This is a genomic window from Synechococcus sp. RS9902 (genome assembly GCF_014279635.1).
In the GTDB taxonomy this organism is placed as follows: Bacteria; Cyanobacteriota; Cyanobacteriia; order PCC-6307; family Cyanobiaceae; genus Parasynechococcus.
Map to the genome: position 1 here is coordinate 1,183,914 of NZ_CP047949.1, position 17,398 is coordinate 1,201,311.

Genomic DNA, 17,398 nt, shown 5'->3' on the forward strand with positions numbered 1-17,398 from the left:
GTGCTAGGTGTTGGTCATTTGAGCGCATTCTCGAGGCCGACTGTTTGATGTCGAGGGCTTTGTCAAACCACCAACACAAGCTGCTAACACATGGTGATTTTTTGTTTTTCCAGCCAATGAACTGAATTCAATCCTTTTTCCCCTTGTGAACAGCACAATATTTGTTCTAATAGAGAAGTAACGACCTCACAGACCCATGCTTACCGGAGCTGAATTGCTCAACCGCGTCAAGGAACTTGGCGATTGCGCCAAAACAGATCTGGCCAGAGGTTGTGGCTATGTCGTCAAAAAGAAAGACGGCTCTGAGCAGGTGAAATTCACCGCCTTCTACGAGGCTCTCCTGGAAGCCAAGGGCCTTTCTTTCTCCACCGGTGGATCCGGTGTGGGCAAAGGTGGCCGCAAGCTTTCCTACAAAGCTGTGGTTCAGGGCAACGGCAATCTGTTGATTGGCAAGGCCTACACCGCCCTGCTGGAATTGCAGCCCGGCGATGAATATGAGATCAAGCTTGGACGCAAGCAGATCCGCTTGATTCCTGTTGGTGGTTCCGAAGAAGAGGATTGATCTCCGGTTCAGCAGCAACACTATTCTCCCCGTGGCTCCCTTAGGTTCCGCGGGGACTTTTTTTGGCTCCGATGCCCTATCAACCCACCAAGGAGCATCTGGACCATCAGATTCCAGACGCGTTCAAGAGCATCAATAGTTTGATGCGACAGCTGAAGCAGGACATCGGCATTGATGACCGCTACATCGCCCTGATGCTTGATGCGCTCTCGCGGGAGTATTCCGCCAAGCAGACGATCCGAGAAGGTTTCGGCTTCCGCTGAAGATCAAGCTGTTGCTATCAACCGGTGGAACGGCGTCTCCGTCCATCCATGAAACGACTCCTGCTCGTCCACAACCTGGTGCATGGTCAGAGCGTTGTGCACGAACTGGATGACAAGGATTTTGCTGTGGAGCTGGTGGAGGGCGATCCGGAGACCGACGATCAGGGCGAGATGGACGTGGAGAGTCGCTTTTTCATCCGCGTCGACAACGAATGAGCTCGCGTTGACCTCAGTGCCGAATCACGCCCGGTGCGCAGCTCAGCACAGAGCTGATCGCTGGGGCTGGATTAGCGCTATCGCGAAGGAATCCGTGGGTGGAAGGTGATGGCAACGCGCTACGTGCTTCGGACGGGGGAGGTGATCCACTCCAACCGCAACCCCGAGGAGCTCGACGTCTACTGCTACCGAAGCGGCGCCAACGACCACACCTGTCTGCTGCTCTCCGATCAATCCGAAGCGGATTTCCTGCTTCGCTACGGATCTGACGAGTTAAACGTGGCCTATTGACGCCGCTCGGATCGTGGCCTGAATGGGTGGGCATCTAGGCAACGCCATGGACGACGTCAGGCTGCAACAGCTGCTTCAGGAGGCCGAAGAGCATCTCCGTGCCCGCAGCTGCCGCCAGCGCTACGAACGCGCCGTGGTCCGTCTGCCCGACAGCCGCCGGGGCATCTGGTTCGGTGATGACAAGCGTGCGGCCTAAGACGCGCCGTTGACCAGAAGGGCTGGCTCCAGGGGGGCGTGCAGCAACTCAAAAACCGAATCGATGCGCTCGGCTTCCACCTGCGAGATCGAGAGCATCAAGGCCAGAAGATCCAGTCGTCGCCGCTCCTCGGCGGAATAGGGCCCATCCGAGCGCATCAGTTCTGAAGCCATGGCGTAGGCCGTGAGCGCTTGATCGGCCGTGAGCGCCTTGGCAGCCTCAAGCATCAGCGCCTTGGTGCCCTTCTCCAGGCGCATGGCCAGCACCGCATCCATCAGCAGCACCACGTCGTTTTCACTCATCCGGCAGTAGGGCTCGCGGTAGTCGAGGGCATGCCGGAATGCCCTGGCCCCAGCCCGGCTGAGGGTGTCGTCCCACGACACCGCGGTGAGGCCAACGGCCGCAAAAGCAGTGACGACATTCATCGTGAATGGCGCAAGCGTTGCTCCAACTGTCAACGAATGGTCGCGATCCCTGTTGTTAAAAGCGCAACAGCTCTGTGCAGATGAGTCGTTGCACCTAGTCGGCTTGTCGCATCACTCCGGCAGGCGCTCCACGGCCACATGCATGAACCGCTTCACCATGGCAATCGGCCAGCCTTCCCGCTGTAGGTCTTCAGCGATCTGATCGATCTGGAAGCCGATCTCTTCGGCCACCAGCTCTTCCAGCAGCTGGTTCGAATGTTGCGTGGTGGTCATGGGCCGGTGCTCAAGCTCAGCAGCACTGCATCGGGCCTAACCCACCTCGGCTGTGTTTCGCCACCTTGATTTGATCGCGTTCGGTTGCAGGCTTGCGGCGCCGTTGCCAGCTTGAAGGCATGAAACAGGCTTCCCTGCTCCGGCGCATCGGCACCTACTTGCTCGGCTTGGTGGATGAGTACTGGGCGATGCGTCGTCCCTGGCAGTACGGCACCAAGCAACCCCAATGCGGGTTGCAGTGCGATGGCGATCACTGCGAACCCGTCGACTGAGTCAGCCCTGCGCACAATGCGCGTTTACACGGGTTGCCGCTCCTCCATGTCCCCACAACAGTGAGGTAAGCCAAGGAGATGAGATGGAGTTCAAAAGCCGCATTTTTGCCACCTCGCGTGGGTCCACTATCGACGCCATCGGCGACGGCAAATATCTGGTGTGCAATCCGGCCTATTGCTTCATGGTTCATGGCCTGCGCCAGGCCCATGAGGCTGTGCAACGTCAGGAAAAGCCCGCCCTCTGAGCCATGGCTGAATACCGGATTCACTGCAAGCACTGCGGCTATGAGGGGCAGGCCAACTCCCGTTGGATCCCCTTCGTGCAAGTGGAGAAGCGGGGGCAGGATTGCCCCCATTGCGGCCGCCCCACCCTGCTGGAGCCCTGGTGCAGGCTGCGGGCTGAGTCGTCCATGCCTGATTACTGAAAGGTCTGCCAGCTGCTGGTGAGCCACTGGGGAGCCACGCTCCACCAGATGGCCGTGGCCACAAAAATGGCGGTCAGCCCGATCAGGCTGGTGATCAGCTCCTCCTGCCGGTTGTTGGAGCGAAGTTTCCTGGCTTTGCCCACGGTTGTTCTTGGATGCTTCCCTCGGTGTAAGGCCTCGGCTCGGCCTTGGCCATCGGTCAAAACACCCGGCCGCAGCTCTGGCGATGATGGGTTCAGCGTCAGGGTCCGATGAGCACCGCCACGTTTGCTGAGTTCGCCGAACGGGCCGACTACTCCCTGCTGGAAGCCCTTACGCCTGACCCGAAGTCCACAGCGGATGGGGAGGACCACCGTCCCCGCCAGGTGCTCTCCGGCCACTACGTGCCGGTGACGCCCACCCCGATTCCTGAGCCCCAATACCTGGCGCACAGCCGCAGCTTGTTCAGCGAGCTTGGTCTCAGCGACGACCTCGCCCAGGACGATCAGTTCCGCCGCATGTTTTCCGGTGATCTTGGTGTGGCCACCGGTCCGATGCGGCCCTGGGGCTGGGCCACCGGCTACGCCCTTTCGATCTACGGCACCGAATACACCCAGCAGTGCCCCTTCGGCAATGGCAACGGCTACGGCGATGGCCGTGCCATGTCGGTGTTTGAGGGGGTGTTTGAAGGGCGCCGCTGGGAGATGCAACTCAAAGGTGGTGGTCCCACCCCCTACTGCCGTGGTGCCGACGGGCGCGCCGTGCTCCGCTCCAGCGTCCGTGAATTTCTGGCGCAGGAGTTCATGCATGCCCTCGGTGTGCCCACCTCCCGTTCGTTGACGCTCTATGTCTCCCACGCCGAGACGGTGCGTCGCCCCTGGTATTCCGAGAACTCACGCTCGATGGACCCGGACGTGATGGTCGATAACCCTGCCGCCATCAGCACCCGGGTGGCGCCATCGTTTCTGCGGGTGGGTCAGCTGGAGTTGTTCGCCCGCCGTGCCCGCAGTGAGGCCCATCCCCGGGCGCATCAGGAATTGCACCAGATCGTGGTGCACCTGATCGAACGCAATTACCGCCAGGAGATCGACCCTGGCCTGCCCTTCAGCGACCAGGTTGTGCTTTTGGCGCGCTTGTTCCGTGATCGCCTCACGACCCTCGTGGCCAACTGGATCCGTGTGGGCTATTGCCAGGGCAACTTCAACAGCGACAACTGCGCCGCCGGTGGCTTCACCCTCGACTACGGCCCATTCGGCTTCTGTGAGCTGTTCGATCCGCGCTTTCAGCCCTGGACCGGGGGCGGCGCTCACTTCTGCTTCTTCAACCAGCCGGCGGCTGCGGAGGCCAACTACCGCATGTTCTGGAAATCCCTGCGCACGCTGATGGAGGGCCAGGCGGAGGTTCAGGCCCAACTGGATCAGTTGCTGGAGGATTTCCCCGCTGCCATGCAGGAGGCCATGCAACGGATGTGGAGCAGCAAACTGGGCTTGCCTAGTGCCGACGACGCCCTGGTGCAAGAACTGTTGAAGCTCCTGGTGGAGTCCAGTGCCGATTACGCGATGTTCTTTCGCCGTTTGTCGGATCTGCCCGAGCAGATCGATCCGCTGCGGGACTGTTTCTATCTGCCACTTTCGGCCCCCCTTGAATCCCAGTGGAACGACTGGTTGCTGTGCTGGCGTGCCCAGTGGCCCAGTGGCGTTGATCCGGCCCTGATCTCTGCTGGCATGCGGCGGGTCAATCCGGCCATCACCTGGCGCGAATGGTTGATTGCTCCGGCCTACCAGCAGGCCGCCGAGGGATACACCTCCTTGATGGCTGAACTGCAGCAGCTGTTCAGCACCCCCTACGACACCCCTTCCGCCGACATGGCGGCCGGCTACGACCGCTTGAAACCGCGGGAGTTCTTCAGTGCCGGTGGGCTATCCCACTACAGCTGTTCGTCTTGAGCGCCGACGACGTTCTGGAGTTCTGGTTCCAGCAGTGCCGTCCCTGGCAGTGGTTTCGTCGCCGCGACAGCTTCGATGCTCTGGTGCGAGAGCGATTCGGCGAGGCTGTTGAGCGCGCCCTCGCTGGAGAGCTGGACCACTGGAGCTGTGGGCCCAGCAGTGGTCTGGCCCTGGTGCTGCTGTTGGATCAATTCACCCGTCAGATCTGGCGGGGCCAGGCCCAAGCCTTCGCCGGAGATCCTCAGGCTCTGAAGCTGAGCCTGGCAGCGCTGGAGCGGGGATGGATCGCAGCGGAATCGCAACGACCGCGGCGGCAGTTCTGGCTGATGCCTCTCCTGCACAGCGAAAACATCAGCGTGGTGGCCCAGGCCATCCCTTTGCTCGAGCACTTCGCGGACGCTGCCACCGCCGATGTGGCCCGCCGCCATCTCCTCCAACTGCAGCGCTTTGGCCGCTATCCCCATCGCAATGCTGCTCTCGGACGGGTGAGTTCCCCGGAGGAAGTGGTATTCACGCAGCAATTACAACCTTGAGGGTTCCTCGCCTTCGTCCTTCATTAGGCGCAGCGCTGCATTCATCACGGCAGCTTTCACCGCCCGGCGCTCCAGTCCCTGGCGTTCGAAGTGCCGAACGATGCGTGACAGGTCCCACCAGACGGCCACTTCCACTTCATCCATCTCATTGGCGACGTGGAGAGTCATGGTTGCGCTGGGTCTTAATTCAGCTGTAGCCCCGTGCCAGCACTGCCTGAGGTGTCTGCGGAATGACTGCTGAATTCAGTTGCAATTCAGCCGGAACGGTCGTTCGTGGCTAGGCAGCAAGTGGATGCCTCCCTTCACCATGCAGCACTACTTGATCGTTTGGACGTTTCCAACCGTTGAGGGGGCGTGGGAGTCATGCCCTGGCTTCGCTGACTACATCAACTCGGGAGCACCGGGAGATGCCTTCGACGGCTTTGCGCTCAAATACCGCGTCTGCGAACCGATCAGCGGCAGTGGTGTCGCCATTGCCGTTGCCAGTGACATCGGCAAGGTGTGGGCGCATCTCGGACCCTGGATCAAGGACTTCGGCATTCAGTTCGAGGTCACTGCCGTGGTGTCCGATACCGAATTTGCTGCGATGTGGCCGATGGTGGAAGCTGCAGCATCCGTCGGCTAAGACGGCTGCCCAACACACCATGGCCCGGCTTTGACGCTTGCCCTGCTTGAGCCCCTGCTGTTTGTTGCTGCGGCTGGTTCAGCTGCAGCGGGATTGCTGATCCTTCAGTTGGGGCTGCAACGGGTGTTTTCTGTGGCACCGCGCTTGAAGCCGGCCCAGGACGTTGCTGCTCCGGACACGTCGCTGACCGTGGTGATCCCGGCCTTCAACGAGGCCCACAACATTGAGGCCTGTGTCGCCAGCGTTCTGGCCAATCAGCCCCCCTGCCGGGACTGGTCGCTGCTGGTGGTGGATGACGAGTCCGGCGATGCAACGGTGGAGAACGCCCTCCAGGCTGGTTCTGCAGCTCCCCACTTCCGGCTGATCCAGGCCGGCCCCAGGCCCGTCAACGAACGCTGGGTGGGCAAGAACTGGGCCTGCAGCAGGGCCGTTGACCAGGTCTCCAGCGAGTGGCTGTTGTTCATCGATGCCGATGTTCGGCTCATGCCCGATGCCCTGAAACGGGCCCTGGCTCAGGCCCTTGACGAGCAGGCCGATCTGCTGAGTCTGGCGCCGCGGTTGAGTTGCGGATGTCTGGCGGAATGGATGGTGCAGCCGATCATGGCCAGCCTGCTGGGCCTCGGCTTTCCCATCCTCGAAACCAACGACCCGGCATCGCCGGTGGCGTTTGCGGCGGGGCCGTTCATGTTGTTCAAGGCCTCCACCTATGCGCAGATTGGTGGGCACCGGGCCCTGGCTGGCGAGGTGGTGGAAGATCTGGCCCTCGCCCGCGCCATCAAGGGAGGAGGCCATCGGCTGCATTATCTCTTGGGGCTTGATGCGGTCGATCTGCGGATGTACAGCGACCTCGCGGCGCTTTGGGAGGGCTGGACCAAGAACTGGTTTCTGGGCCTGGACCGGGACCCCGTCAAAGCCCTTGGCGCTGCTTTGGTGGTGGTGCTGATGTTCACCGTGCCCTGGCTGTTGCTGCCGGCATCGCTGCTGCTGCTCTGGCTCCAACCCCTGCTGGCTTCGGCTTGGTGGTGGGTGTTGGCCCTGGCGAGCTTGGCCATCCTTCAACAGCTGCTGCTGCGGCTGTGGACGCGCAGCAACTTTGATGTGCCCCTCAGCTACTGGTGGCTGATGGGCGCCGGTGGGTTGCTGGTGGGTGCGATTGGCCCTGTCTCGATCTGGCGCACCCGCACGGGCCGCGGTTGGACCTGGAAGGGCAGGGCTTTGAATTAGGCGTGGTGTCCCTTTTTGCGGGCATCTTCCGCCCGCCGCCGGATTGCCGCGTGCCGGAATGCTTTTTCCAGCTTGGTCAATTTGGGTTGTTTGTCTTGCAGGGCAGCTTCGCCGCGGGCTTTGGCTGCGTTGATGAAATCGTCCGATTTGGTACCGCTGAGTCCACCCATTTCCATGCCTCAACTGAATCAAGCCTGGTTCCGTTGCGGCTTCGTTGGGCTCGAAGCAAAGGCTTTCTATCGAATTCAGGTTTGAACGGAATTGTTTGGTAGTCCTTGATCCCATTGATGAGCCATCCCTTCTGAAGGCTCGGCATCTGGCCGCTGTGTGCGAAGGTAAGAAGTCTTGATCAATTCTTTTTTTGACGATCTTTATCGGAAATCTCTCCTGGGACGCTGAGCGGGAGGATCTCATTCATCTGTTCGGTCAGTACGGCGAAGTGAGCAAGTGCTCCTTGCCCCTCGATCGGGAGACGGGCCGCAAGCGTGGTTTCGCTTTTGTTGACCTCAGCAGCGAAGCCGATGAGCAGTCGGCAATCGACGACCTGCAGAACGTTGAGTGGATGGGTCGCGCCATCTCCGTTCGCAAGGCCGAACCCCGCCGCTGATCTTCACAACAGCTTCGCTTCACCTCACTGTCCAAAACCGCGGTCGGTTGTGGGCAGTGAGGTTTTGTCGTGCGTTGCGTTGGGCTGTGGCTGTTGAGAGGCCTGCTGTTGTGAGGCCTGGTTGAACCGACTGTCGAGCCAACGCGAAACGATGTAGATCCCAATGAACATCGGGATGTAGATCTGATAGGCACTTTGTTGTTCAATCTCGAGCTGATTGACGACGGTGACAGCAGCGGTGCTGAGCACGAGGTAGATCCCGACGCGCCGAAACAGGGGTGATTTGAACAACGTTGTGAGAGCTCAAGCGTTTGATCATGTTCACCTGCCGTTGAACTCCCTCAACTGGGGGATGTGCCGGACGTGCTTTATCTGCTGAATGGGGAGGCAATGCAACGCTCCGACGCCACCCGCCTATGACTTGATCCTTGAGCGTGGCGGCTCGATCGTGGTGGACACCATCGAGGCCTGTGATGAAGATGCTGCCTGGCGCGCTGGCCTGATGTTGCACATCGAGACGCTGATGGCCGTTGTCTGCAGGGATGAACACGACCCCGAATCGACGCGGGCTTAGGGTTTTCTTAAGAGTTGGAGCGATGTTGTGATCGGTTTGATCGCCTCAGGTTTGTTCCTGGTGTTTCCCTCAATTCCCGGAGCGGATCTGTCCCTGTTCCAACAGCTGAACAGGGAACTCGGTGCCCTCTGTCAGGAGCCACCTGCTCAGGCCATTAGGGTCTGTCGCCTCCATGCCCGCCTGGTGAACGGCTGAGTCAGCGCTCGTCCGGCACCACACCACAGGCAACCCGTGCTCCACCTCCACCCAGGGGGGGCTCGTCCCTGTAGGTGTCGCCGCCTGCATGAACAATCAGGGCTTTCCCCTTCAGGTCAGCGGTGCTGAGCCGAGGCGACACCACGCTGGTGTTGGTCTTGCCGTCGTCATCCACCACCAGCCTGCTGAGATCGCCCCGGTGACCGTTTCCGAAGGGGCCAAGGTGTTGCCCCGTTTCGTCAGGGTCCCAGTGACCTCCGGCAGCCAAGCCGGCAACAGGAGTGCCCTCGGCGGTTTCGCCCACGTCACAGCTTCCCGTGCTGTGGAGATGGAAGCCGTGTTCCCCAGGGCTCAGCCCGGCCAGATCGGGATAAATCACGAGGCCTTGGTCGGTGTCTTGCGCTGTGACGCTGCCGATCGATTCGCCAATGCCATTGGCATCAATGCGTTGCAGGCTCACGTCCAGGGCTCCGCACCAGTCCGGAGTGAGCGTGAGCAGACCGATGAGCAGAACGAGCTGGGCGAGCAGGCGACGCATCACAGAACAGCGGTTTCTTCAATTCTCGCCCCCGGTGGGTGCCGTCTGCGGTGAAGATGGTGCGTCGTTCAGCTGATGCTTGGTGATGCGTTGGGAGTACACCCAGTTGCGCTTCGTGCCCCGGGGGAAGTCGTGGACCGGGGAAATCGAGGAGCTCTGGCTGGATGATCGCCAGCTGATCTCCAGAAGCCATCCGCAGCGAGACGTCACCCTGGTGGGATTGATGAATGAATTGGGAGAGCAGGGGTGGGAATTGGTGACCTACGCCCAACCCTTCACGGGCTACCACGGTGGTTGCTACACCTTTAAGCGTCAGAAGTGAACAAGTGCTTCAGAGCGGGCTGGCATTGATGTGCTGGGCCATTCCCATAAAACCGATTACGAGAAGAGCAACAGCAACCGTTGAGGCAATGGATGCCAAGCCCATTTGAGTTTGATCGCTCAGGCTTTTCATGCATCAACCTCGTTTTTCAGATGTACGAGAATGCATTGCTCGTAACAACTGCCATCATCAAGATTGCAGAGGGTTAGGCATTCAAAATAAGCATTCACCTGTGATTCAGTGACGCAAGCTTGGTCAGCATTTGGTGACTCGAGATTTGTATTCATCACGTCTTTCTCAATTCGCAAAGCGACACTATGCTGATTTTCTTTTTTGGGCAATGAAATTATTGCGGCGGGTAAATACCTAGATAAAATTACCCATTTCAAATCGATTGTGACGGTCGGTCTTTGTTTTTGGGTTGATCCCTTGCTTCTTATGGTGAGCCGATGAGCAAGGGCAACCCCGCTGAACGGCTTGAGGACGAGCTCGATCGTGCCAAGGCTCGTGGCCGTTGGCTCAGTGACGATGAGCAGGCTGCGATTGATCGTGAAGCTGATGCCGAAGCCCTTCTGGTGGAGGCCAAGCAACAGCGTGATCGCAAGCTGATGATCCTCACCGGGGTCTGCCTGTTGATTCCGCCGTTGTGGCCTGTGGCCCTGGGGCTGACCCTGTTTCTTCTCTATCCAGACACCATGGCCAGGATCGGGCTGGCCGCCGCCATCACCTTTCTGGCGGGCGGATTGCTGTTGGCCGGCGTGCTTGGTTTGGCGATGGTCTGGCTGATTCAGTTGCTGTTCTGATCAGCTCTGCTGAGATCAGTTGCGAGATTTCACCACTGTCATGCCGACGGGGGCTAGAGCAATCAAAGCCAGTTTGATGTGCTGAATGCCGAAGGGAATGCCGATGATCGTGACAAAACAGGCCAGGGCACTGCTGAGGTGACCCAGGGCCAGCCACCAGCCGGCCACAAGGAACCAGATCACATTGCCGAGCGCCCCCAGGGGGCCCGTCCCCAGATCACCCCGTCCTCTCAGCTGACGACGGCTCACGGCTTCGGAGCCGAAGGGCCAAATCGAGAAACAACCGACCACCCAGCACGACCGTGCCCATGGCAGGCCAACGATGGTGATGGCGCAGATCAACGCGGCCAGCCACCAGGCCAGAGCCATGGGAAGTCCGCCGAGAACAACCCAGAGCAGGTTGAGGATCATCGAGATCATGTCTCCATTGTCACGCCAGGCCCAAAGCTCGTTCGTTAAATTCTGTAAAAGGTGTTTGACCGGACATGGCGGGCAGTTTCGGGATTGTGGGTTGTGGATATGTGGGATCCGCTGTCGCCACCCACCTCAGGCGCCAGGGCCATGAGCTTGTGGGCACCACCACCAGCCCCGGACGTTTGGCTGAGCTCTGCGATCTGGTCGACCACCCCCGCCTCTACAGCGCTGGCGATCCGATGGCGGATGCCAGTTTCCTGGATCGGCTCGATGGGGTTCTGATTGCGATGGCACCCACCACCGCCACCTTTGAGGAAGATCAGTATGAGAAGGTTTACGGCCAGGCGGTGCCGGCCCTTGTTGATTCGCTGCGTCAGCGCCAGGGGCGTCGACCGCTGCATGTGACCTACCTGAGCAGTGCAGGGGTGTATGGCGATCAGGCCGGCGCGATCTGCAATGAGCAGACCCCTCCGGATTGTTCCAACAACACCAACGCTCTTCTGGCCAGCGCCGAGGCCTCTGCTCTTTCCTTGAACGACGCTTCAACCCAAGCCTGCGTGTTGCGGCTTGGTGGTATTTACGGTCCCGGTATGGACATCCCGTCCTACATCCGCAGTGCTGCTGGGCAGCCTGTTCGCAAAAACGGCAATCACATCAATGCCTGGGTTCATCTTCACGACATCATTCGCGGTGTTGATTTCGCCTTCGGCCGCCGCCTCCAAGGCATCTACAACCTTGTTGATGATCTCCAGTTCACGCGGCGTCAGCTTTCCAATGCCTTGTGTGATGACTTCGGATTGCCCCCAGTGATCTGGGACAACCACGATCGCCCCGGTGCACGCATCTTCAATGCCCGTGTCAGCAACGCCCGGCTGCGTGAAATCGGATTTCAGCCCAGCGTCAGCTCCATGCTTGAACCTGTTGCGGCCTGAGGGTCCAGCACCGGGTACCAAAACTGTTGAGCGTTCGCGGCCGATTTGATTTATCGATACGGATTGAGTACCGATTTCTCATTTTTCGTTGTTGATGTAAAGCAGGATTGCGGAATCCACGTTCAACTTGCAGTGTTGATTAGACCCTGCACATTCAACGCGGCGGCGCTGTGAAACACGAATCGTTCTGCATCGAATTTGCGTCCTCCTTGGCCTTGATGTTGCTGGAGCTCAACGCAGAACTTCTTGAGCTTGCAGACGAAGCCTCCAACGTCACAGCAGAGCTTTCTGTTGTTGAGCTTGAGCGTGCCTGCTGATGCTGGATCGCATTCGTGCCGTCTTTGCTGAAGCCCAAGCCGAGGCCATGGATCAGTTGTACGACGTCATCAATGCGGCGCGTGATCTTGCACCGGATTCAGATTTTCAGGCCTGCTACGACCTTGTGATGGCATCCGGCGGCCCTGAAGTGGAAACCTGGATCAACTTCACGGTGACCACAGCCACCCGCTTCGATCTTGACGATCAACCGGAGCCGGAACAGTTTCTTTCCGTTCTCGAGGAGTGTTGTGATGCTCGTCGGGAGCAGCAGCGGGCTCAGCCTTCGGAATAACGAAGGGCCTTGAGGCCCATCACCAGATGGGTGCGAAAACTTCCCAGCGCCATCACCTGCTTGGGCGATCGCGTGTCGCTCACTGCATCGCCCTGCCCTTCGATCCATCGCAGCAACTCCTGGGTTTGGTCGGCCCATGCACTCAGTGCTGCGCGGAGCAATTCGTCGTCGCTGAGCCGCCCTTCAGGAACGGCGGGTGTGTCCATCGCCGCTTTCAGCAAGGCGTTGAGTTGCTGATGGCTCAGCGCGTCGGGAACAAAGGGATCAGGATCGATGCTTAAGAAAATCTTTAGGCGTGTTTCGACCGTAGTTCAGGGGTATCGGTTGCGACCACCCGTGTTTTGGCTCATTGCGTCAGCGTGATCGAGCTCGATCCGGGTCAACGCTCAGCCCGCGGGTGGCGAGGGCCAGGCGCCGGGCAGCCAACAGAGCTGGATAAGCCAGTGCTGAACGCTGGTTGTCACTGAACAGCTTGGCCAGCAGTCCGAGCAGGGGATCGCTGGGGTTCATGCGCCGGCTGAGTTCCGCAATGGCTTCGCTGCCATGCCACGTCTGCTCTCCTTCGATCAGCACGGCGCCATTGCGCAGAGGCAGGCCGAGGGCATTGAGTTCGCGACGGATCGTGTGATCGGCGCGCCCGTCAACAATGCGCAGGTTGGGAACACCCGCCTGGAGCTCACTGCGGAGGGCGAACTCTCGACAGAATGGGCATCCGCCGTCGTATATGAGGGTCAACAGCATTGCTGAATTCTGTCGCGAAGGGCCTGGGCCTGGCGTTGTTGATGCTCTGTCTGCTCTTGGCTCCCCAGCCGTCATGGGCCGATTGGATCTGCGATGAGGATCGGCTCAGTGTTGAGATCACGCGGGGAGCCGTTGATCTCACCGGCCTGGCGGAAGGCATTCCCAACACGTTGGAGGGAACCCTGCCGGGGGACGGAGTTCTGCTGCGTTGGCGTGATCTGGAGTTGCAACTACCGCGCACCAACAATGCAGGTGCTCCCAGTTACACCGATGGCCGTTGGTGGTGGCGGGTCGTTGATCAATCAGCGCCGGAATTTTGGGAACGCCGCGGCACGGTGATTCGCCACCAATGTGAACTGATCTGAGCCTTCCTCCAGCTAACGCCGTTTTCGCTTGCGGCGGTTGGCCTTGCGGGTTCCTCCATAGCGATAACCAGCTTGTTCGCGGAAGTTCGGCCAGCAGGTTTCGCACACCAGGATCCAGTCCGCGAGTCGGGCGGTGATCACCCGGAAATGCACGTCCCCCGGCTGTCTGCAGTGTTCACAACAGGATCTTTTGTTTTTCCACAGTTTTTCAACCGACTCCTCTGGCGGATCGGTGCCCTGAAGCTTTTCCTGAGGATTGCCTGCTTCGTTCACAGCAGGGAGCGCTTCGTTGCCACTTGAGGCGTGTTCGAAATCACTGATGCATTTATTGCTTGAAATCAATTGCCAGCACAGCATTCTTCACATTGAGAGGCAGGATGTGCCGGGGACTGCTGAGCATCTGAAGCTTGTTTTCCACGCTGATGGCCAAAACCACTGTGCTCGTCAGGATCAGCTGTTTTGGCCCTGTGGAAAAGCTGTGTATAACTCTACGAATCGCTTGGAACTTTGGCGTTGATGGAGGCTTTTAGGGCGGCCATCTCGTGGGCGGTGAGGTGAGCCTCGACGGCCTCAGGGGTGTTGTTCAGATAGTGGATCCATTCCTCGTAGCACTGTTCCTGCGTTGCTGATGGGTTCTGACCTTCGCCAACTCCTGCGCTGACCAGAAGCTCTTCAATCCTGGCCAGCCGAGCTTCGATCCGGCTCAAGCGGCTGCCGATGGCATCGTCCTGTTGCGTCACCTGCGGATGGGCGGTGGTTCCCGTGATTGTTGCGGAGAGCGCCTGGGTTGACGCTGTAGTACATGCGCACTAAAACAGATGTACTGCTCTGAAACTCATGGCTGCGAGTTCTCCTTACGCCACCTTCCGCGCTGACGAGTGGATGCGGCATTCCTTGATCCGACCCCGCAAGGCTTTTCCGGCGGCAGCCTCGGCGGTGGCGAAACCTCGTGCCAGGCCCACCGCTTCTGTTCGAGCCTGTGATGCCGTACAGGGCGAACTTTTTCTCTTTCCCGTCGTGATCTGCTGAGCCTTCGTCTCTGCGACAAACATTTGCAGGAGTCGCTGTTTGCCCCCTGTTCTGCCAGGGTGATCAATGGTTTTTGTTGCCACACCATGCTGTTGTTCGCTTCCCAGACAGCTCCTGGCGGTCCAACCGTCATCCTTCCTGCCCTGTTGATTACTGGACTTCTTGTTGCGGCATCCCAGGCGTTCGTGCCCAAGGGCGGCGACAACAGCTGAGCTCTGCCGTTCGCTTATCGAAGGGCTGAGAGAACATCAGCCCCGAAAGCATTGGCATCAAATCCTGCCTTGTTCGGTGTCTGTCCCAGACGCACGATCACAGCGCGCTGGGATGGCGCAATCAGCAAAAGTTGTCCCTGGTAGCCTTCCGCTGTAAAGCTGTTGTTGGGGAGATCAGGCCGAGATTTGCGACGGCTGAGCCACCAGTGCGCCCCATATCCCTTCTTGGATCCTCGCGAGGCCGTTCGCGCACGCCGTACCCAGTTCGCGGGTAGAAGTTGTTTGCCGTTCCATCGGCCCTGATCCAGATAAAGCTGGCCAAATCGGGCCCAATCGCGTCCGCTGGCCCAGGCCAGCGATGAGCCCACCAAAGTTCCGCTGTTGTCGCTTTCCAGCACAGCCGTCGTCATGCCCAGGGGGCCGAACAAAGCCTGCGAGGGAAAGGCCCAGTAGTCCTGATCGTTGTTGATGGCGTGCCTCAGGATCCGGCTGAGAATGTTGGTGGTTCCGGATGAATAGCTCCACTTTTTGCCTGGTTTTTTGATGAGAGGCTGGCTGGCGGCGAACCCTGCCATGTCGGCTTCCTGGGTGAGCATTCGCACCAGATCTGAGTTCAGGGCTCCCGTCGATTCCTCAAAGGCCAGGCCGCTGTTCATCCGCAGCAGTTGATCGAGGCTGATTCGTCGACGAGGGTCCTCTGGATCGCTCCACTCGGGCACGCTCGGCGGCTTGTCCGGATCCAGAATTCCTTTTTGGACGGCAAGTCCGATCAGGGCATGGGTGATGCTTTTGCTCATCGACCAGCCGATTAGGGGCATGTTCGGCTGAATGCCTTGGGCGTAGCGCTCAGCGATCACCCAGCCGTCCTGCACCACCACAACGGCACGGGTTCGTTTGGGTGCAAGTGGCTCGTTTTCCTCAAAAGCGCGATCGAGAACATCGTTCAGCGCCTGGCGATCGATCTCCGGTGGCTCTGCAGGAGCCATGTCGACCAGGCGCCAGGGACCTCCGCTTGGCTTGGGATCTCTGTTGCCAGGGCTGGCCTGGCGGAACAACCGTGGCGATGGCTGCCTGTTCATCCGCCAGGTGCAGCCCAGTTCTCCGTTCTGAACGGCTTCAGAGCGGAACAGTCCGAACAGGGCGCTGGCTTCAACGCGCCCAGCCTCGGGCTCGATCCTGGTTTGGATCAGCCCCTGGCCGGCGGCCAGATCTTCCCTGAGCATCCGATTCGGATCCATTCCAGCCATGAGCACACCGCTGCAGAGCTGTTTGGCGCTGAAGCTCGTGCCCGCTCTGGCGAGGTTGGTCAGGTTCTGCAACGGAGGTTCCAGGGCTGCCCCGGCGCTGAAGGTCACGGCTGCAGCTGAGAACAAGGCAGTGCGCAACTGGTTCTTCGTCACCCTCAACAGCCCATGAAAAAAGCGGGGATGCTCCCCGCTTCAATCATCGCTGCATGTTTGGCTTCAGTACACGTCGTAGCTGACGCCGCGGTAACGCAGCTCCCGTCCGCCGGTTGGGTGCTGCTGCGGATCAATTGGTTCGTAGGTGACGCCGCGATAGCGCAGCAGCTTGGTTGTGGTTCCCACCGGGGTGTGCACCCGGTCGGTGTGGCCTTGGTGGCGGAAGGCCCGTGCCATCTGTGTTCTGGCCGATTCGATGGCCTGGTTGCGCACAGTCCGTGCCTTGATCAGTTGAAGGGTGTTCATCTCTCTCTTGCGCGGTGCCCACGCCCCCGTTGCCTGGCGTGGATCTGACTGCGGCCTGTGGATGAGGCCCAACGTGACTTCACTATAGCCTCAATCTGTATCAACGGCTACTGTTTTGCTGCCTTGTTCGGGGGTTGTTGTCAGCATTGGCGTGGATAAAGGCGGCGCATGTCTGGGGCAGTACCTCTGGTGTGTATCTGCGGCCCGTCCGCGGCCGGCAAAACAACCTTCGCGGCCCATCTGGCTGAGCAACTGCGTGCCAGGGGGCACCAGCCACTGCTGATCTCCTGCGACGACTACTACCGCAGTGGTTGGTCGCCCAACTCGCGCTACGGCTTCGACACGGTGGATGCCATTGATGCGGATCAGTTGAAGCTGCAGCTCAGCGCTGTTCGCTATCGGCAGCTCGACTCCCTGCGCAGCTACGACATGCGCAGCCGCAAGGTCAGCTCCAGGTTGTTGCAGCAGCCCTATGACTTGGTTCTGGTGGAAGGTTCCTACGGGCCGCAGCATCTGTTGGAGTCTGTGCCGATTTCGCTGGTTGTGTACATCGAAACGCCTCTTCTGCAGCGGTTGGTTCAACGCCTCTGGCGTGATGTGCGCGACAGGCAGCGGCCGGCTTTGTACGTGATTCGCCAGATGCTGTGGGAGATGTTGCCGGGTGAGCGACGCTTCATTCACCCTTTGAAACGCCGCGCGGACGTGGTCGTTCGCGGCTACACCTGGGATCTGGAGCCCGTTCTCAGCAGAATCGGCTAACCGCAGTGGACCGTGGTTCGACGAACTGAATCAACGGGTCTGCGCTTTGCGGCGGGATAGCAGCCGCGAAATTTTCGCCATCCATCGACCCGGTGCAGCTTGTTCTGTCGAAAGAAACGGCGTTCTTTGCCTGGCAGAAGCAGGGCCAGGGCTTGAATGTTCTGACAGCGCCCAGCGGTAATCCGTCAAGGATCGGGGCTTGCCTGGTGGTGATGGAGCCAGCAACTGCTGGCGAAGCTGACGTTGAGTGCGCAACAGCGTTTAGGGGCACCTTTCTGCACCATGGCCCAACCCGGCCAAGCTCCGCCAGCAGGCACCTCTCATCAATCGGAGGATGATCATCCACGCCTCATCAATGGGG

General features: G+C 59.7%; 39 protein-coding genes. 24 read left to right on the forward strand and 15 right to left on the reverse strand.

Annotated features, from left to right (window positions below; translation table 11 throughout):
* Window positions 1–196: 196 nt before the first annotated feature.
* The 5 genes from SynRS9902_RS06355 to SynRS9902_RS06375 all read left to right on the forward strand — a co-directional run bounded on the left by SynRS9902_RS06355 (window position 197) and on the right by SynRS9902_RS06375 (window position 1,528).
* On the forward strand, window positions 197–562 hold the full coding sequence (locus SynRS9902_RS06355) for an AbrB family transcriptional regulator (protein ID WP_006850785.1): 366 nt from the start codon (window positions 197–199) through the stop codon (window positions 560–562).
* Window positions 563–633: 71 nt separating this feature from the next.
* On the forward strand, window positions 634–825 hold the full coding sequence (locus SynRS9902_RS06360; protein ID WP_186510398.1) for a hypothetical protein: 192 nt from the start codon (window positions 634–636) through the stop codon (window positions 823–825).
* A gap of 48 nt (window positions 826–873) precedes the next feature.
* Window positions 874–1,041 (forward strand): hypothetical protein, encoded by a 168-nt coding sequence (locus SynRS9902_RS06365; RefSeq protein WP_170951960.1) that lies wholly within the window; start codon window positions 874–876, stop codon window positions 1,039–1,041.
* Window positions 1,042–1,149: 108 nt separating this feature from the next.
* Window positions 1,150–1,332 (forward strand): hypothetical protein, encoded by a 183-nt coding sequence (locus tag SynRS9902_RS06370; protein ID WP_170950622.1) that lies wholly within the window; start codon window positions 1,150–1,152, stop codon window positions 1,330–1,332.
* Between the two features lie 46 nt (window positions 1,333–1,378).
* The gene (locus SynRS9902_RS06375; RefSeq protein ID WP_170950621.1) at window positions 1,379–1,528 is read left to right on the forward strand and encodes a hypothetical protein; all 150 of its coding nucleotides are present in this window, start codon (window positions 1,379–1,381) and stop codon (window positions 1,526–1,528) included.
* Here SynRS9902_RS06375 and SynRS9902_RS06380 read toward each other — a convergent pair.
* Both SynRS9902_RS06380 and SynRS9902_RS06385 read right to left on the reverse strand, forming a co-directional pair.
* Window positions 1,525–1,953 (reverse strand): tellurite resistance TerB family protein, encoded by a 429-nt coding sequence (locus SynRS9902_RS06380; RefSeq protein ID WP_186510399.1) that lies wholly within the window; start codon window positions 1,951–1,953, stop codon window positions 1,525–1,527. The genes SynRS9902_RS06375 and SynRS9902_RS06380 overlap by 4 nt on opposite strands.
* A gap of 111 nt (window positions 1,954–2,064) precedes the next feature.
* Complete coding sequence (locus SynRS9902_RS06385; protein WP_170950620.1) at window positions 2,065–2,226, reverse strand: hypothetical protein; 162 nt, start codon at window positions 2,224–2,226, stop codon at window positions 2,065–2,067.
* A gap of 119 nt (window positions 2,227–2,345) precedes the next feature.
* Between SynRS9902_RS06385 and SynRS9902_RS06390 the strand changes: the two genes are divergently transcribed.
* The 3 genes from SynRS9902_RS06390 (at window position 2,346) to SynRS9902_RS06400 (ending at window position 2,923) form a co-directional block, all read left to right on the forward strand.
* A complete protein-coding gene (locus SynRS9902_RS06390) occupies window positions 2,346–2,498 on the forward strand; it encodes a hypothetical protein (RefSeq protein WP_170951563.1) in 153 nt (50 codons plus the stop codon).
* 83 nt (window positions 2,499–2,581) lie between these two features.
* Window positions 2,582–2,743, forward strand: coding sequence for a hypothetical protein (locus SynRS9902_RS06395; protein WP_170950619.1), 162 nt, complete (start codon window positions 2,582–2,584; stop codon window positions 2,741–2,743).
* A 3-nt stretch (window positions 2,744–2,746) separates the two neighbouring features.
* Complete coding sequence (locus tag SynRS9902_RS06400) at window positions 2,747–2,923, forward strand: hypothetical protein (RefSeq protein WP_186510400.1); 177 nt, start codon at window positions 2,747–2,749, stop codon at window positions 2,921–2,923.
* Here the strand turns inward: SynRS9902_RS06400 and SynRS9902_RS06405 are convergent.
* Window positions 2,917–3,066 (reverse strand): hypothetical protein, encoded by a 150-nt coding sequence (locus SynRS9902_RS06405; RefSeq protein ID WP_186510401.1) that lies wholly within the window; start codon window positions 3,064–3,066, stop codon window positions 2,917–2,919. The two genes, SynRS9902_RS06400 and SynRS9902_RS06405, sit on opposite strands and share 7 nt — an antisense overlap.
* Window positions 3,067–3,174: 108 nt before the next feature.
* Between SynRS9902_RS06405 and SynRS9902_RS06410 the strand changes: the two genes are divergently transcribed.
* Together SynRS9902_RS06410 and SynRS9902_RS06415 are read left to right on the forward strand one after the other, a co-directional pair.
* A complete protein-coding gene (locus SynRS9902_RS06410; RefSeq protein WP_186510402.1) occupies window positions 3,175–4,848 on the forward strand; it encodes a protein adenylyltransferase SelO family protein in 1,674 nt (557 codons plus the stop codon).
* The gene (locus SynRS9902_RS06415; RefSeq protein WP_186510403.1) at window positions 4,845–5,381 is read left to right on the forward strand and encodes a DUF924 family protein; all 537 of its coding nucleotides are present in this window, start codon (window positions 4,845–4,847) and stop codon (window positions 5,379–5,381) included. The genes SynRS9902_RS06410 and SynRS9902_RS06415 overlap by 4 nt, the downstream gene beginning before the upstream one ends.
* Here the strand turns inward: SynRS9902_RS06415 and SynRS9902_RS06420 are convergent.
* Complete coding sequence (locus SynRS9902_RS06420; protein ID WP_186510404.1) at window positions 5,370–5,549, reverse strand: hypothetical protein; 180 nt, start codon at window positions 5,547–5,549, stop codon at window positions 5,370–5,372. The two genes, SynRS9902_RS06415 and SynRS9902_RS06420, sit on opposite strands and share 12 nt — an antisense overlap.
* Before the next feature lie 139 nt (window positions 5,550–5,688).
* On the opposite strand from SynRS9902_RS06420, the gene SynRS9902_RS06425 reads away from it, so the two are divergent.
* On the forward strand, window positions 5,689–6,006 hold the full coding sequence (locus SynRS9902_RS06425) for a DUF3303 domain-containing protein (protein WP_186510558.1): 318 nt from the start codon (window positions 5,689–5,691) through the stop codon (window positions 6,004–6,006).
* Between the two features lie 30 nt (window positions 6,007–6,036).
* Window positions 6,037–7,230, forward strand: coding sequence for a glycosyltransferase family 2 protein (locus SynRS9902_RS06430; protein ID WP_186510405.1), 1,194 nt, complete (start codon window positions 6,037–6,039; stop codon window positions 7,228–7,230).
* On the opposite strand, the gene SynRS9902_RS06435 is transcribed toward SynRS9902_RS06430, so the two are convergent.
* Complete coding sequence (locus tag SynRS9902_RS06435; protein WP_011364474.1) at window positions 7,227–7,400, reverse strand: hypothetical protein; 174 nt, start codon at window positions 7,398–7,400, stop codon at window positions 7,227–7,229. The two genes, SynRS9902_RS06430 and SynRS9902_RS06435, sit on opposite strands and share 4 nt — an antisense overlap.
* Before the next feature lie 191 nt (window positions 7,401–7,591).
* Here SynRS9902_RS06435 and SynRS9902_RS06440 point away from each other — a divergent pair, with 191 nt between their 5' ends.
* Window positions 7,592–7,837, forward strand: a complete 246-nt coding sequence (locus SynRS9902_RS06440; protein ID WP_006850138.1) for an RNA-binding protein — start codon at window positions 7,592–7,594, stop codon at window positions 7,835–7,837.
* A 24-nt stretch (window positions 7,838–7,861) separates the two neighbouring features.
* On the opposite strand, the gene SynRS9902_RS06445 is transcribed toward SynRS9902_RS06440, so the two are convergent.
* On the reverse strand, window positions 7,862–8,128 hold the full coding sequence (locus tag SynRS9902_RS06445) for a hypothetical protein (protein WP_186510406.1): 267 nt from the start codon (window positions 8,126–8,128) through the stop codon (window positions 7,862–7,864).
* A gap of 130 nt (window positions 8,129–8,258) precedes the next feature.
* On the opposite strand from SynRS9902_RS06445, the gene SynRS9902_RS06450 reads away from it, so the two are divergent.
* Complete coding sequence (locus SynRS9902_RS06450; protein WP_222929481.1) at window positions 8,259–8,411, forward strand: hypothetical protein; 153 nt, start codon at window positions 8,259–8,261, stop codon at window positions 8,409–8,411.
* Between the two features lie 27 nt (window positions 8,412–8,438).
* Window positions 8,439–8,606: a hypothetical protein gene (locus tag SynRS9902_RS06455; RefSeq protein ID WP_170950567.1), complete on the forward strand. Its 168-nt coding sequence runs from the start codon at window positions 8,439–8,441 to the stop codon at window positions 8,604–8,606.
* A gap of 1 nt (window position 8,607) precedes the next feature.
* Here SynRS9902_RS06455 and sodC read toward each other — a convergent pair whose 3' ends face one another.
* The gene (gene sodC, locus SynRS9902_RS06460) at window positions 8,608–9,144 is read right to left on the reverse strand and encodes a superoxide dismutase family protein (protein ID WP_186510408.1); all 537 of its coding nucleotides are present in this window, start codon (window positions 9,142–9,144) and stop codon (window positions 8,608–8,610) included.
* 85 nt (window positions 9,145–9,229) lie between these two features.
* Here sodC and SynRS9902_RS06465 point away from each other — a divergent pair, with 85 nt between their 5' ends.
* Window positions 9,230–9,466: a hypothetical protein gene (locus SynRS9902_RS06465; RefSeq protein ID WP_006851383.1), complete on the forward strand. Its 237-nt coding sequence runs from the start codon at window positions 9,230–9,232 to the stop codon at window positions 9,464–9,466.
* A 9-nt stretch (window positions 9,467–9,475) separates the two neighbouring features.
* On the opposite strand, the gene SynRS9902_RS13640 is transcribed toward SynRS9902_RS06465, so the two are convergent.
* Window positions 9,476–9,598: a hypothetical protein gene (locus SynRS9902_RS13640; RefSeq protein ID WP_255446242.1), complete on the reverse strand. Its 123-nt coding sequence runs from the start codon at window positions 9,596–9,598 to the stop codon at window positions 9,476–9,478.
* 317 nt (window positions 9,599–9,915) lie between these two features.
* Between SynRS9902_RS13640 and SynRS9902_RS06470 the strand changes: the two genes are divergently transcribed.
* Window positions 9,916–10,269, forward strand: a complete 354-nt coding sequence (locus SynRS9902_RS06470; RefSeq protein WP_186510409.1) for a hypothetical protein — start codon at window positions 9,916–9,918, stop codon at window positions 10,267–10,269.
* Window positions 10,270–10,284: 15 nt separating this feature from the next.
* On the opposite strand, the gene SynRS9902_RS06475 is transcribed toward SynRS9902_RS06470, so the two are convergent.
* Entirely contained in the window at window positions 10,285–10,689 is a 405-nt protein-coding gene (locus tag SynRS9902_RS06475; protein ID WP_186510410.1) for a YccF domain-containing protein, read from the reverse strand.
* Between the two features lie 65 nt (window positions 10,690–10,754).
* Here SynRS9902_RS06475 and SynRS9902_RS06480 point away from each other — a divergent pair, with 65 nt between their 5' ends.
* From SynRS9902_RS06480 to SynRS9902_RS06490, 3 genes are all read left to right on the forward strand, one after another.
* The gene (locus SynRS9902_RS06480; protein ID WP_186510411.1) at window positions 10,755–11,615 is read left to right on the forward strand and encodes an NAD-dependent epimerase/dehydratase family protein; all 861 of its coding nucleotides are present in this window, start codon (window positions 10,755–10,757) and stop codon (window positions 11,613–11,615) included.
* 170 nt (window positions 11,616–11,785) lie between these two features.
* Window positions 11,786–11,932, forward strand: coding sequence for a hypothetical protein (locus SynRS9902_RS06485; RefSeq protein ID WP_186510412.1), 147 nt, complete (start codon window positions 11,786–11,788; stop codon window positions 11,930–11,932).
* Window positions 11,932–12,225, forward strand: coding sequence for a hypothetical protein (locus tag SynRS9902_RS06490; RefSeq protein ID WP_186510413.1), 294 nt, complete (start codon window positions 11,932–11,934; stop codon window positions 12,223–12,225). The genes SynRS9902_RS06485 and SynRS9902_RS06490 overlap by 1 nt, the downstream gene beginning before the upstream one ends.
* Here SynRS9902_RS06490 and SynRS9902_RS06495 read toward each other — a convergent pair.
* Together SynRS9902_RS06495 and SynRS9902_RS06500 are read right to left on the reverse strand one after the other, a co-directional pair.
* The gene (locus SynRS9902_RS06495) at window positions 12,210–12,431 is read right to left on the reverse strand and encodes a hypothetical protein (protein WP_255446243.1); all 222 of its coding nucleotides are present in this window, start codon (window positions 12,429–12,431) and stop codon (window positions 12,210–12,212) included. The genes SynRS9902_RS06490 and SynRS9902_RS06495 overlap by 16 nt on opposite strands.
* A 148-nt stretch (window positions 12,432–12,579) precedes the next feature.
* Window positions 12,580–12,966, reverse strand: coding sequence for a DCC1-like thiol-disulfide oxidoreductase family protein (locus SynRS9902_RS06500; RefSeq protein ID WP_186510415.1), 387 nt, complete (start codon window positions 12,964–12,966; stop codon window positions 12,580–12,582).
* Here SynRS9902_RS06500 and SynRS9902_RS06505 point away from each other — a divergent pair.
* Window positions 12,966–13,331 carry a hypothetical protein gene (locus SynRS9902_RS06505; RefSeq protein ID WP_255446244.1) on the forward strand — a complete coding sequence of 122 codons (366 nt, stop codon included), beginning with the start codon at window positions 12,966–12,968 and terminating at the stop codon, window positions 13,329–13,331. The two genes, SynRS9902_RS06500 and SynRS9902_RS06505, sit on opposite strands and share 1 nt — an antisense overlap.
* A 12-nt stretch (window positions 13,332–13,343) precedes the next feature.
* Here the strand turns inward: SynRS9902_RS06505 and SynRS9902_RS06510 are convergent, their stop codons facing one another.
* The gene (locus SynRS9902_RS06510) at window positions 13,344–13,604 is read right to left on the reverse strand and encodes a hypothetical protein (protein WP_186510692.1); all 261 of its coding nucleotides are present in this window, start codon (window positions 13,602–13,604) and stop codon (window positions 13,344–13,346) included.
* A 215-nt stretch (window positions 13,605–13,819) separates the two neighbouring features.
* Window positions 13,820–14,071, reverse strand: a complete 252-nt coding sequence (locus tag SynRS9902_RS06515; RefSeq protein WP_186510416.1) for a hypothetical protein — start codon at window positions 14,069–14,071, stop codon at window positions 13,820–13,822.
* 97 nt (window positions 14,072–14,168) lie between these two features.
* Here SynRS9902_RS06515 and SynRS9902_RS06520 point away from each other — a divergent pair, with 97 nt between their 5' ends.
* Window positions 14,169–14,360: a hypothetical protein gene (locus SynRS9902_RS06520; protein ID WP_186510417.1), complete on the forward strand. Its 192-nt coding sequence runs from the start codon at window positions 14,169–14,171 to the stop codon at window positions 14,358–14,360.
* An 86-nt stretch (window positions 14,361–14,446) separates the two neighbouring features.
* A complete protein-coding gene (locus tag SynRS9902_RS13645; RefSeq protein WP_255446245.1) occupies window positions 14,447–14,572 on the forward strand; it encodes a hypothetical protein in 126 nt (41 codons plus the stop codon).
* A gap of 14 nt (window positions 14,573–14,586) precedes the next feature.
* Here the strand turns inward: SynRS9902_RS13645 and SynRS9902_RS06525 are convergent, their stop codons facing one another.
* Window positions 14,587–15,972 (reverse strand): serine hydrolase, encoded by a 1,386-nt coding sequence (locus SynRS9902_RS06525; protein WP_255446268.1) that lies wholly within the window; start codon window positions 15,970–15,972, stop codon window positions 14,587–14,589.
* 63 nt (window positions 15,973–16,035) lie between these two features.
* Entirely contained in the window at window positions 16,036–16,278 is a 243-nt protein-coding gene (locus tag SynRS9902_RS06530; RefSeq protein WP_186510418.1) for a hypothetical protein, read from the reverse strand.
* A 168-nt stretch (window positions 16,279–16,446) separates the two neighbouring features.
* Here SynRS9902_RS06530 and SynRS9902_RS06535 point away from each other — a divergent pair, with 168 nt between their 5' ends.
* Window positions 16,447–17,037, forward strand: a complete 591-nt coding sequence (locus SynRS9902_RS06535; RefSeq protein ID WP_186510419.1) for a nucleoside kinase — start codon at window positions 16,447–16,449, stop codon at window positions 17,035–17,037.
* Window positions 17,038–17,398: the final 361 nt, after the last annotated feature.